We start from the raw sequence: 13111 nt of genomic DNA, 5'->3' as shown, positions 1-13111 counted from the left end.
TTGAAGCATTTGATTTTAAAACATTGCTTATTGCGCAAATTTAAGACATAATTTTCAAATTAATTCATATTATATAAAAAAAATAAAATACTTTTATTTCTTAAAATAATAACCAATTGAAAATCAACATTATCTATAATTTAGCAATTGTATAAATAGTGTTAAATTTCATTAATATTTTTAATTACAGGTGAAAAAACAAAACGGTTATGATCGCTGTAACATACAAGTTATCAGATCAATTCTCCGTACAAGTCAAATTCTTCTGCTGAAGTTATTTTCACCTCTGCAAACTCTCCGATCGAGATGTATGTTTCTTCTGCTGAAACCAGCACTGTATTGTCTACATCAGGTGAATCATATTCTGTTCTTCCGATGAAATAATTCCCTTCTTTTCTATCAAATATACATCTGAACGTTTTTCCGATTTTCTCCTGATTCTTCTCCCATGAAATCTGTGATTGCAGCTCCATAATTTCTTCCACTCTTGCTTCTTTCACTTCCTGTGGGATATCGTCTTCCAATACATAAGCACCGGTATTTTCCTCGTGAGAATACGTGAAACATCCTAATCTGTCAAATTTCTGTTCTTTAACCCAGTCTTTCAGCTCCTGGAATCTTTCTTCTGTTTCTCCAGGATATCCTACGATCAAAGTAGTTCTTACCGCCATATCCGGAACTTTCACTCTGAACTTGGCTAATAATGCATCCGTTTTTTCATGAGTTGTCCCACGTTTCATGGATTTCAACAAGTCGGAATTGATATGCTGAAGAGGGATATCTATATAATTACAAACTTTAGGCTCTTCACGGATAATATCCAGAACATCTTCAGGAAAACCACTAGGGAAAGCATAATGAAGACGGATCCATTCGATCCCTTCCACTTTCACCAATTCTTTTAAAAGCTCTCCAAGCGCACGTTTTTTATAAATATCAAGACCATAATACGTAAGATCCTGTGCAATAAGAATAATTTCTTTGGTTCCTTTTTTTGCTAATTTCTGAGTTTCCAAAACCAATTTTTCAATAGGAGTAGAAACGTGCCCTCCTCTCATTAAAGGAATCGCACAGAAAGAACATGGCCTGTCACAGCCTTCTGAAATCTTAAGGTATGCGTAATGCTTAGGTGTAGTGGTCAATCTTTCCCCTACCAGCTCGTGCTTGTAATCTGCACCCAGATGTTTTAAAAGGATCGGAAGATCTCTCGTTCCAAAATACTGATCCACATCAGGTATTTCTCTGATAAGATCCGGCTTATATCTCTCTGAAAGGCAACCGGTAACAAAAACTTTCTCGACTTCGCCTCTGTTTTTTGCTTCTACGTAATCAAGGATCGTATTGATAGATTCTTCCTTTGCATTGTCAATAAACCCACATGTGTTGATCACTACGATATCTCCGCGGTCTTCATGAACCACTTCCTTTCCATTAGCTTTCAGCTGGCTCATTAATACTTCAGAATCATATACATTCTTGGAGCATCCAAGTGTAACCACATTGATTTTCTTCTTCCCTACAGATTTTGTGCGCATCGTTTTGATTTTGAGTGTGCAAAGATACAAAATAATAAAAGAGTAGTGACCAAAAAATAAAAACCACTTTAGCAAAGTGGTTTTCAAGGTTTTATTTAAAAGTTTTTATCGTTGAAGCCAGGGGCATTCACATCTTTTTCAGAAAGTACCATATCTTTTTCTTCAATCTTCCAATCTATCATCAAATCCGGATCACTGAATTTTACGCTTCCTTCTGATTCTTTATTGTAAAAGTTGTCGCATTTATAAGAAAAAATAGCTGTTTCACTCAGTACAGAAAATCCGTGACCGAATCCTCTGGGAACATACATCTGTATTTTATTCTCTGCAGTAAGCTCTATTCCGAACCATTTTCCGAAAGTTGGAGAATCTTCTCTGAGGTCTACTGCAACATCCCAAACTTTTCCTTCCAGACAGGAAACCAATTTTGCCTGAGCATGTTCTCCCTTCTGCAGGTGAAGCCCTCTGAGAACACCATAAGATGACTTTGAAATATTATCCTGAACAAAATGTCCATTCATCCCAGTAAGTTCTTCAAATTTTTTCTCATTAAATTTTTCAAAAAAATAACCTCTCTCGTCTTCGAATATAGTGGGTTCTATGATATAACAATCCTTAAGTGGGGTTTCTTTAATTTTCATGTTTAATAGTTTAAGAAAGCTTTTGGTCGGTTTTTAATTTAAAATTACTAATAATGTTTTCCACATAATCCTCATATCATTCCTGAAAGACCTGTTCTCCAAATATAACAGATTCATTCTTACTTTGTGAGGAAAAAGAACCTCATCATTATATTGTAAAGGATTATCCTGATCTTTCAATAGAATTTCTTCATTTCTGTATTCTATGCTTGCTTCACATGTCAGCCCGGGTTTCAATTCAAGCACTAGTCTGTCTGTACCTTCCAGCCTGTCATAATATCCCTCGATATCCGGTCTTGGACCAACAAAGCTCATATCACCTTTTACAATATTGAACAGCTGTGGCAGCTCATCCAGTTTCAATTTTCTCAACACCATCCCGGTTTGGGAACAGGTTCCTTTCTTTCCGTGAATAGTTCTGAATTTATAAATCATAAACGGTTTTCCATACTGCCCGATTCTTTTCTGGATAAATAATCCACCGGAAGCAGTATCTATTCCTGCTATGATTAATAAAATGATGAGTAGCGGCATCAGGAAAACAATCAGAACTAAAGCTAATGCTCCATCAAAAATGTTTTTCCAATATTTATACTCAATCATCTGCTGACCTGAAATATTAAGAGCCGAAATAAGACTTAATTACACTGGCAATTCTTTCTCTTTCTTCATCAGACAAATTGGATCCTGATGGCAGGCAAAGTCCATTATCAAAAAGTTTCTCCGAAATATTGGTTCCATAGTAGGGAGCATTTTCAAAAACAGGCTGCAGATGCATTGGCTTCCACAAAGGTCTTGATTCTATATTATCTTCCAGAAAAGTAAGTCTCAGACTTTCTCTGTTTTTTCCTGTAATTTCAGGATCTACAATAATAGCAGAAAGCCAGTGATTTGAATAATAATCGTCACCAGGTTCAGAAAATACGGTTACCCCGTCTATATCCTTAAAGAGCTCTACATAAAAATTATGCATGGCTCTACGTGCTGCTACCCTGTCTTTAAGGACTTCCATCTGACCACGCCCTATTCCGGCAACGATATTACTCATTCTGTAATTGAATCCTATATGGGAATGCTGGTAATGTGGAGCATTGTCTCTTGCCTGTGTGGATAAAAAGACTATTTTATCTTTATCTTCCTGAGTGTGGCATACTAAAGCCCCTCCGCCGGAAGTTGTAATAATTTTGTTTCCGTTAAAACTTAAAATTCCGAAACGGCCAAATGTTCCACAGCCTCTGCCTTTATAAGAAGAGCCTAAAGCTTCAGCAGCATCTTCAATAACAGGAATCTGATATTCTTCTGCTATGGCTAAAATTTCGTCCATTTTGGCAGGCATTCCATAAAGATGGACTACAATGATGGCTTTAGGTTTTTTACCATTCTTTATTCTGTCTTCTATTGCTTCTTTCAGGGCTTTAGGACACATATTCCATGTATCGGATTCACTGTCTATGAATACGGGCAGTGCACCACAGTATGCAATAGGATTTGCTGAAGCTGAAAACGTCATGGACTGACAGATCACCTCATCTCCGTACTGCACACCGCATTCTATAAGGGCTAAGTGAAGGGCTGCCGTTCCTGCTGAAAGTGCAGCTGCTTTTACATTATTTCCCAGAAACTGCTCCAGATCGTTTTCAAATCCGTTTACATTGGGCCCCAAAGGAGCCACCCAGTTTTCTGCGAAAGCTTCGTTGATATATTTTAGTTCGTTTCCCCCCATATGCGGAGAGGAAAGCCAGATTTTATTGTCCATATTAATTATTGAATTTTATAGGTTTTGCTGGAATTCCAACTGCTGTACAGTTGGCCGGAAGACTTTTATAAACCACTGCACCAGCTCCAACTATTGTATTTTCTCCTATTTCCAGAAGATTTATAATTTTTGCACCAGTACCCACATATACAGCCTCATTGATCACTACCTCTCCTGAAATATTTACAGTTGGCATAAAGGAACTGTAATTTTTAATTTTTGTATCATGTCCTACGGTGCAGGAAAGATTAAGAATAACAAAATCCTCAATTTCAATATCTACCGTAATGATAACCCCGGCACAGATAATGTTTCCCTTTCCTAATTTGACATTATCCTGACCGATAATCACTGATGGATGAATCAGATTGGGAAATTCAATATTTGGGTTGCTGATACTTTCTATAATTTTTTTCTTTGTTTTCGGATCTCCTATGGCAACTGCAATGCATAGAGTTTGATCTGCTTCATTAATTTTTTCAATTTTTCCTAAATAAGGAATTCCATTGATGGGATGATCATAATGTTTATCATCATAAAAACCTACCAATTCAAATTGTCTTTCTTTTTGGTTAATATGATCGATTAACATTTTTACTTCACGTCCAAATCCTCCTGCTCCAATAATTGCTATTTTTTTCATATTTCAATATTTCTTTTAAACGGGTCTAGCGTTGTTTTATAAAATTAAGAATCTGCTGTCTGAAAAACATTTTCGTTTGATACAGAAACTATATTTAATTTTTATTTTATATTTTAAGGGATCAACTGACGTTCCACCACAAAGGCTTCAGCTCTTTCTACCCCAACAGTAGCTCCTCTGTACATGGCTAATGCTTCAAAAGCCTCAATAGAACGGGAATGTGGAAACTTTTTTATCTGAGACCCAAAAAACTTCATGGCTTCTGTCTTTTTTGCAAAAACATCTGTAACATTCACAAAATGATTTGGGACAAAAGCTTTTTCCTGCATAGGCGTCCATTCTGTTTCAGAAAGAGTTTCGTAGCAGTATATATTCAGTACTTTATCTTCACCCTGAGGCCTCGCAGCCACAAGAGAAGCTCTGTACACTGCTTTATGATCCTGATGAATATCTCCCGGATGCGGCAGATATAAATGAGTAGGTTTTATTTTCTGAAATACTTTTGAAATTTCCACCGAAATTTTAAATTCGGGGAAAGCATTCAATGCCGGAGCTGGAAATTCCAAGAAGATCGTTTCTTTAACTCCTAAAAACTGATGTGCTGCTACTGCCTCAGATCTGGTACTTTCTATCATTTCTTGTGAAAACAATTCCGGAGCACCTAGTGAAGCATTTGTTGCTATAATCACAGTAACCTCATCTCCAGACTGGATATGTCTGGCAATGGTCGCTCCGCATCCTATTATTTCATCATCCGCATGAGGGGCTATTACTACTACTCTATTCATCTTTTAGTTTTTTTAAAATTGATTTTATTTTATAAATTTCGTCTTCCATATTATAACCCAGTTTATCCCCTACATTAATTGGGATAACAGCGTGGTTCCTGAAGTTATATTCTTCGATCCAAAGTAAACCGTCACCTGTCTGTATCAGCAGGTGCCCTTCTTCATTTTTAAGTAAAACTCTTCCTATGACTCCTTTGAACTGAATTGTTTTTTCCTGACGGCAAGACCATATAGTCATCTTTTCATCTTTACAGTAAGTATAAGCACCCGGATGCGGCTTTGAAGCGGCTTTCACAAGGCGATTGATATAATGTGCTCCATCATTCCAATTGATCAGTCCATCTTCTTCCTTTCTTATTCCATAGTAGGAAGCAAGATGATCACATTGTGGAACAGGATTCCAAAATCCTTTTTTAAGGTCTGGAAGCCATTGGTCTAATGCCAAATCAATATTCTTCAATATTTTGATTTCCACAGCGGATGCATCATCATTATCATCCACATCAAAAATAGACTGTGTAAAAACTGGACCGTCATCTGCTCCTTTTCCCATAAGAAAGAATGTAGCAGATCCATAGGTTTGTTCCAGCGTTACCCAGGCTAATGGAGCTCTTCCTCTTCCAAGCGGTAATCTCGTAGGGTGAAAACCAATACATCCCAGTTTCGAAACTGAGAACCATTGGTCATGTAACAGCTGTGAGAAACCTACAGCAAATATAATGTCCGGCTGCTTTTCTTTGGCCCAGTTTAGATTTTCCTCATCGTTGATCTTGGTAAATCCTTTGTAACTGATATGAAGATCTTTTGAAAGCGCTGACAAATCTGCCCACCCGGAAACTCTGTCCTTATCTTTGGGCTCATGCCCCATAACCCCGACAACTTCCAGGTCATGCTGTACCAGCTTCTGAATAATCTGTACTGTGGAATTGACAGCTCCTATTACTAATATTTTATACATTAGGATGTTTTATATATTTATCTTCTCCGTGAAGAAGTATCAGAAAAGTCTTAAGAACAATTTTTGTATCTAATATAAAGCTTTGATTTTCTACATATTCTCTGTCATATTTCCACCTTTCTTCCCATGTCAGGTGAATATTTCCATTTACCTGAGAAAGACCTGTAAGCCCAGGTACAACTTCTATTCTTTTTTTACCGTCTTCATTAAATTCGGCAAGCTGTCTTGGCAAACAGGGACGCGGCCCCACCAAAGACATATCTCCGTTAAAAACATTAATGATCTGAGGAAGTTCATCAATTTTAAAACGTCTTAAATACGAACCTATTTTGGTAACTTCAGCATCATTCTTCATTATTTCTCTGTCTGCTACCCTTTCTTTATCGTACATGGTTCTCACCTTGTATATCTTGAATACCTTTCCTTTGTAACCCAGCCTCTCCTGAAAGAAGAAAAATTTTCCAGGGCTGTCTACTTTCACTAAGATATAAATGATGACGAACAAAGGAAACAGAAACAGAATGACTGATAAAGCCAAAATAATATCTAAAAATCTTTTAATAAATGATTTATACATCAGCTTATGAAAATTTAAAGGTGTTGAACATTCTATACTTAACTTCTTCCTTCTGATACCTCATGAATTCCTATTATGTGTTAAAATTATAAAATTTAATTCTTTTCTGTAGTTATTACGATTCTATTATTTTGTGATATGATCTGCTTACCTGAAATTCTCTTTCCAGAAACGCCAAAGCATTCTGACTCATTTCTTCAAATTTAATACCATCCATATTAACCAGTGTATCCACTGCATTGATCATTGCCTGCAGATCTCCAGAATAAACGGACATTCCACAACTGTTTTTTACAATATCAGATCCAATATCCGTATTACGATCTGTGGCGGCAAGGACCGGCATTCTGTACTCAAGATACGAGAGCAGTCTTGACGGATAGTTCGGGATAGTAAAATCTTTATGTAAGAAAATCAAACCAACGTCACAAGCCTGTACCAGTAAATCATAATCAGCTTTGGGAACGGCAGAAAGTAGTAAAGCATTATTAGGCTTAAAAGAATCAAACCAGCTTTTGATCTTATCATATTCTGTACCTGAACCGGCTACTACAAAAAATACATTGTTATCTTCTGCTTTTGCTCTTAATGTTTCTATCAGGAAATCAATCCCCTGAGGTTTTCCAAGGTTTCCACCATAGATAAAGACTTTTTTATCTGCCGGAATTCCGTATTTCGTTCTTATACCAGTTTTCTCCTGATCAGAAGGAATTTTGGAAGACTGCAGGCGAATAGAATTCGGATTGATCTCTACTTTTTCCTTTGAAACATATGAATTGTGATTCAGAACAAACTGTACATTAGCTTCCGACATACATCCTATTTTATCTGAAACGGTGTACAGCTCTTTTTCTTTTTTCCTGAAATACTTGTACAAAACACTCTTATCAGACATCAGTTTCATATCTACCGCATTCTGTGGAAAGATATCTTTCAACAGCAGATAAGCTTTAGCATTATCTCTCTTTTTGATGTATTTGATGACCCCCGTAAATGTGATGGGCGGTGTTGAATAAATAACCCGATCAAACTTCACTTCAGAAAAGTGTTTTTTTACCGCCCTTAAAAATAATTTTTCAATGGTCAGGGTGGAAACTCCTTTTTCAATAAAGTTGGTTTTCTGAATATTTAAGGTTTTAACATTTAAAAAAGTGGCATTCCCTTCCTTTTTTAATGTTGTTTTTTGTTTTTCGCGTCTTTCTACAGGTGACACGATATAAACATTATGCTGATGATCGGAAAACTCCCGCATCAGATCTTGATAAATACCGCGTTCCTGTAATGTATTTATTTTTGCTAACGTAAGAAAGAGTATATTCATTCCTTAGTTTTTTCTCCAAACGACCCTGTTGATATAGTCTGTGTAACTTAAAATTATTCTAACCACTTTCTGGGAAACATTAGGCATAGAATAGTCAGCAACCTGTCTGTAATTTCTTTCAGCTCCTATTTTCTGTTCTTTAAGCTGTACCAGTCCCTGAAGAATTCTTTCGGGTGACATCCCTACCATCATTACTGATGCTTCTTCCATAGCTTCGGGTCTCTCATGGGCATCTCTGATATTGAGTGCTCTGAAATTTAATATTGAAGACTCTTCAGAGATTGTTCCTGAATCGGAAAGCACAGCATAACTTCTCATTTGCAGCGCATTGTAATCGTGAAAGCCCAGTGGCTTTAAAAACTGAATTTCAGATCTTACTTCCAGCTTCATTTTATCAATCATATTTCTTGTTCTCGGATGCGTAGAAACGATGATAGGATAATTGAATTTTTCAGCAATTGCATTCAGACTATCTATTAAGCCTCTGAAATTCTTCTCTGAATTGATATTTTCTTCTCTATGTGATGAAACCACGAAATATTTACCTTCTTCCAGATCGAGTCTTGAAAGTACATCAGAGCTTTTGATCTCAGGAAGATAATGATTTAAAACTTCGAACATCGGAGAACCGGTCTTGATAATTCTGTCTGCAGGCAGACCTTCTCTTAAAAGATATTCACGAGCGATATCTGAGTACGTTAAATTAACATCTGAAGTATGGTCTACGATTTTACGGTTGGTTTCTTCCGGTACACGCTGATCGAAACATCTGTTCCCTGCTTCCATGTGGAAAATAGGAATCTGCCTTTTCTTTGCAGGAATAGCACACAGGCACGAATTGGTATCTCCCAGTACTAAAAATGCATCCGGCTGCTGTTCTTCAAGAAGCGGATCTATCTTAATCAGGATATTTCCTACAGTTTCAGTAGCCGTTTTTCCGGCTGCTTCCAGAAAAAAGTCAGGCTTTCTTAAACCGAGATCTTCGAAAAAAATCTGATTAAGTTCATAATCATAATTCTGTCCGGTGTGCACAATGATATGTTCAACTGCTTCAGATGCATCCAAAGCTGATAATACTCTCGACAATCTAATAATTTCCGGTCGCGTTCCCACGACTGTCATTACTTTTAATTTTTTCATCATAACAAAATAATATTATAGATATAATTACTGCTGCAAAGCACCAGAATTCTACATTATCAAAAATACAGTATGAGGTCTGAACCAGCACCCAATACTGAATAAAAAATAAAAAATAGGGCAGATAAAAAATATTCTGCTTAATATATTCCAGTCTGAACTTCCAAAGATCTTTAAAATAAAGGATCAACAGAATTCCACCGGTTATTCCCATAGCCATGGGAACTTCCACAAAAATATTATGGGGATACATCCAGTTTTCAAACAGCGTTCGTCCCCCGAAGAGTATGTTATTCTCAAAGATCTCCCATCCTTTTTCCAAATAATATGATCTTCCATATGCATTTCCTTCAAAAATAGCATCATATAGTCTCACAATATACTCTGTAGCATATGTACTGTTCCTTATAAAGTAAATACCTGCCACAAAAATAAGGATAAAAAATGCCAAGGCAAGCCAATATTTCAGCTTATTAATATACAGAAGCATGATAAGTATAATAACAGCCGTCGCCAAAACAGGACTCCGGGCAGATGAAATATAGACTGTAAAAAGGCCCATCAGAAATCCTAAAGCGGGTTTTACAATTTTTTTTGAATTAACAAAATAATAGAAAACTGACAGTATCATCAGACAAAGGCCATAGTGTCCCGCAGTGATATAATATCTGTCAAAAATACCTGTGGCCCTTGAGAACGTCTGAGAAATGAAAATTGTATAAAGACAGCTGATTCCAATCATTATCAATAAAAAATGAAAGGTAAGATGTATCAGCTTTTCTGCCATTTCTTTGGTGATCTTTATACTTAGAATAGCTATTGACGGAATCAAATTAACACAGATTATTTTGAAATAAGTCCAATACTGCATACTTTTAGCTTCCGGTGTAAACGTATAGTTCTGAAAGCTATAGTAAGATTTAGCAGCATAAAAAAGCCAAAACAATCCTATACAGATAATGGTCCATTTCCGTTTTATTACATTGTCGAAATTCAGAAAAATAAGATACAGGCTTGCTAAAAGTACCATACTCTTGAAAGGAATTGAAAAATATTCATTAGGAATTTTAGTCGGCAACGCTAATGAATAAATAAAAATATATCCAAAGGTTATCAGGAATAAAAATAAAAATTCCAGGTTATTTTTTTTCAATGCAATCATAAATTATACTTCCACAAAGTAAGTATCTGCGTCTTCCGGGTTAAAAGGTTCATTGATCCAGAAGATGGTATACAATTCTTCATCCCCTATATTTTTGATATTATGAGTATACCATACCGGCATATCTACATAGGCAGGATCTGTACCGTCCAAATAAAAATCCAGAACTTCATCGGTATCTATTTTGCGCAGCTGGATCAGGGCTTTTCCTTTGATCACGGCAAATCTTTCTATTTTTCTAGTGTGAAAATGGTTTCCTCGTGTAATTCCGGGAACTGTAGTGGAGAATGAACATTGTCCTCCGATTCCCAATCTTATTACCTCAACAAAAGCACCTCTCGGGTCTGTATGTTGTGTAAATTTAACCGGATAATGATCTTTAATGTCAAAATAACAGCGGAACGTATTGAAAAGGTTTAAATCGAACTTAGATTCCAATACCGGAACTTCACCATTATCAAAATACAGTTTTTTATAGTTCTCCAGCTTAGCCAGCACTTCCGAAACTTTATTTACAGATGTATGAGCAACTTCATATAAATTCTGGGTCTCTCCGGCTTCTATCTGACTGATAATTTCCTGAATCAGTTCTCCAACATAAATCAGCTTTACTTCACCGTCATTATCAATCACGGGAGTTTCGCCATGGGTCAGCTTGTAGCAAAATGTAGCAACAAAAGAGTTGTAATTGGGTTTTCCGAAAGGTCCAAAAACATTGGGAACGATCATTCCTGTAAATGTTCCTCCCGATTTTTCAGCCCAGGCGGCTAGTATTTCACGCCCTTCTTTCTTGGATTTCCCGTAGAGATTGTCTTTCTCTTCCTGTGATGAAGATGAAAAGAGTATGTGAGCTTTAGAGCCCGTTCTTTCCAGAGAGTTGGTCAGTTTTTTGACCAGTTCTACATTGCTTGCATAAATGACTTCAGGATTCGGATGACGGTTCATGGCGGCAAGATGAACAATTACGTCGCATTGCTTTACAAATTCATCCATCTTTTCGGGGGTTTCAAAGTACTCTTTTTCAAAGTTTACTCTTTCAAAATCCTCTGGTCTTAAGCCTAATGTATTGTATAAATGTGAACCGACAAAACCTTTCTGCCCGGTAATTCCTATTTTCTTCATCGTGATAATTTTTTAAAATACTCCACTGGAAACCGATAGTCATCATTAACTTCTCCCAAAGCGTGATCTACCATCACCAGCAGTTTTGCTTCTTTTGTTTTTGCCTGTATTGCACTTACATATCCTTTAGGCATATGCAAAACATCGAGGGTATCTGCACTGACTTCAAATTCCAGGATTTCAGATTCCGCTGCAGGCGTTTCCCAATTATCTATTTTTATTAATTTTATAAGAAAGCTACCCTCTACTGCTGAAAACCATCGCTGTTCAATTTTATGGCCGGTCCATCCTCTGATGAATTCCGTATCTGCATTCTCTATATAATAGATTCTTTTGATACCGGCTGCATTAAAACTGTTGTTGAAAAACAGGCTGCCTCTTTCATCAGAATATTTCCCTCCTACAATCAATTCAGGTATTTCCATCAGTTTTTTTAGTCGGGGTATTGCATAATATCTTCTCCCAGAACTTCTTTTCTAATCAATGGAAGTTTCAGCATCAGTTTTTTCATACCTTCCACATCCTGCTGTTCTGTATTGTGAGAATGATAGTCTTCAATTTTTGAAATATCATCTATTCCTTCGGAAAAATACTGGGCATAATTCAGGTCTCTGTTGTCTGCGGGAATTCTGTAGAAATCGCCCATATCTTCAGCTTTGATCATTTCTTCACGTGTACACAATGTCTCGTAAAGCTTTTCCCCATGTCTTGTTCCGATAATTTTTATTTCATTATCCGCCTTAAACATTTCCTTTAATGCCTGTGCAAGATCTCCAATAGTTCCTGCAGGTGCTTTATTCACAAATAAGTCTCCGGAATTTCCATGCTCAAATGCAAACAATACCAGATCCACTGCTTCTTCCAGAGACATCAGAAATCTGGTCATATTGGGATCTGTGATGGTAATAGGATCTCCACTTTTAATCTGTTTGATAAACAGTGGAATTACAGATCCTCTTGAGGCCATTACGTTTCCGTATCGGGTAAGGCAAACTGTAGTATCTTCTAAATTACGTGAGGCCGCCACCGCTACTTTTTCCATCATTGCTTTGGAAATCCCCATTGCATTGATAGGATAGGCAGCTTTGTCTGTACTGAGACAGATCACTTTTTTTACTTTATTCTGTGAGGCAGCGTCAATAACGTTTTGAGTTCCTTCAACGTTAGTTTTCACGGCCTGCATAGGAAAGAATTCACATGACGGAACCTGTTTAAGAGCAGCGGCATGGAAAACATAATCTACCCCTCTCATGGCAGGTTCTACACTTTTATAATCTCTAACGTCTCCGATATAAAATTTCAGTTTATCATTTTTAAACTGATTTCTCATATCATCCTGTTTCTTTTCGTCACGTGAAAAAATACGGATTTCCTTGAAGTGTTCTGTATTTATGAATTTTCTTAATACGGCAGTTCCAAATGAACCTGTTCCCCCGGTAATAAGAAGTATTTTATCTTTTATCTGCAT

14 protein-coding genes are annotated in these 13111 nt (G+C 36.7%); all 14 read right to left on the bottom strand.

Annotated elements, in window-relative coordinates:
- Positions 1-233 precede the first annotated feature (233 nt).
- Positions 234-1535: a 30S ribosomal protein S12 methylthiotransferase RimO gene (gene rimO, locus BUA72_RS03650; RefSeq protein WP_047449766.1), complete on the bottom strand. Its 1302-nt coding sequence runs from the start codon at positions 1533-1535 to the stop codon at positions 234-236.
- A gap of 95 nt (positions 1536-1630) precedes the next feature.
- Complete coding sequence (gene rfbC / locus BUA72_RS03645; protein WP_072921834.1) at positions 1631-2176, bottom strand: dTDP-4-dehydrorhamnose 3,5-epimerase; 546 nt, start codon at positions 2174-2176, stop codon at positions 1631-1633.
- A 33-nt stretch (positions 2177-2209) separates the two neighbouring features.
- Positions 2210-2779 carry a sugar transferase gene (locus tag BUA72_RS03640; protein WP_139259495.1) on the bottom strand — a complete coding sequence of 190 codons (570 nt, stop codon included), beginning with the start codon at positions 2777-2779 and terminating at the stop codon, positions 2210-2212.
- 16 nt (positions 2780-2795) lie between these two features.
- Positions 2796-3932 carry an aminotransferase class I/II-fold pyridoxal phosphate-dependent enzyme gene (locus BUA72_RS03635; protein WP_072921832.1) on the bottom strand — a complete coding sequence of 379 codons (1137 nt, stop codon included), beginning with the start codon at positions 3930-3932 and terminating at the stop codon, positions 2796-2798.
- A 1-nt stretch (position 3933) separates the two neighbouring features.
- The gene (locus BUA72_RS03630) at positions 3934-4575 is read right to left on the bottom strand and encodes an acetyltransferase (protein WP_072921831.1); all 642 of its coding nucleotides are present in this window, start codon (positions 4573-4575) and stop codon (positions 3934-3936) included.
- 113 nt (positions 4576-4688) lie between these two features.
- Positions 4689-5363 carry a PIG-L deacetylase family protein gene (locus BUA72_RS03625; RefSeq protein ID WP_072921830.1) on the bottom strand — a complete coding sequence of 225 codons (675 nt, stop codon included), beginning with the start codon at positions 5361-5363 and terminating at the stop codon, positions 4689-4691.
- Positions 5356-6321 carry a methionyl-tRNA formyltransferase gene (locus BUA72_RS03620; protein WP_072921829.1) on the bottom strand — a complete coding sequence of 322 codons (966 nt, stop codon included), beginning with the start codon at positions 6319-6321 and terminating at the stop codon, positions 5356-5358. Before BUA72_RS03620 ends, BUA72_RS03625 begins: the two co-directional genes overlap by 8 nt.
- Positions 6314-6898 (bottom strand): sugar transferase, encoded by a 585-nt coding sequence (locus tag BUA72_RS03615; RefSeq protein WP_047449788.1) that lies wholly within the window; start codon positions 6896-6898, stop codon positions 6314-6316. Before BUA72_RS03615 ends, BUA72_RS03620 begins: the two co-directional genes overlap by 8 nt.
- A gap of 115 nt (positions 6899-7013) precedes the next feature.
- Positions 7014-8219, bottom strand: a complete 1206-nt coding sequence (locus BUA72_RS03610; RefSeq protein ID WP_072921828.1) for a glycosyltransferase family 4 protein — start codon at positions 8217-8219, stop codon at positions 7014-7016.
- Positions 8220-8222: 3 nt separating this feature from the next.
- On the bottom strand, positions 8223-9359 hold the full coding sequence (gene wecB / locus BUA72_RS03605; protein WP_047450447.1) for a non-hydrolyzing UDP-N-acetylglucosamine 2-epimerase: 1137 nt from the start codon (positions 9357-9359) through the stop codon (positions 8223-8225).
- Entirely contained in the window at positions 9307-10389 is a 1083-nt protein-coding gene (locus tag BUA72_RS03600; RefSeq protein ID WP_175548849.1) for an O-antigen ligase family protein, read from the bottom strand. The genes wecB and BUA72_RS03600 overlap by 53 nt, the downstream gene beginning before the upstream one ends.
- A gap of 135 nt (positions 10390-10524) precedes the next feature.
- A complete protein-coding gene (locus BUA72_RS03595) occupies positions 10525-11643 on the bottom strand; it encodes a polysaccharide biosynthesis C-terminal domain-containing protein (protein WP_072921826.1) in 1119 nt (372 codons plus the stop codon).
- Positions 11640-12068, bottom strand: coding sequence for a WxcM-like domain-containing protein (locus BUA72_RS03590; protein WP_072921825.1), 429 nt, complete (start codon positions 12066-12068; stop codon positions 11640-11642). Before BUA72_RS03590 ends, BUA72_RS03595 begins: the two co-directional genes overlap by 4 nt.
- A gap of 8 nt (positions 12069-12076) precedes the next feature.
- Complete coding sequence (locus tag BUA72_RS03585) at positions 12077-13111, bottom strand: polysaccharide biosynthesis protein (protein WP_072921824.1); 1035 nt, start codon at positions 13109-13111, stop codon at positions 12077-12079.

It is taken from the genome of Chryseobacterium sp. OV279 (genome assembly GCF_900128945.1).
In the GTDB taxonomy this organism is placed as follows: Bacteria; Bacteroidota; Bacteroidia; order Flavobacteriales; family Weeksellaceae; genus Chryseobacterium.
The sequence above is the reverse complement of the archived record's forward strand: the minus strand, read 5'-3'. Positions and strand labels throughout refer to the sequence as shown.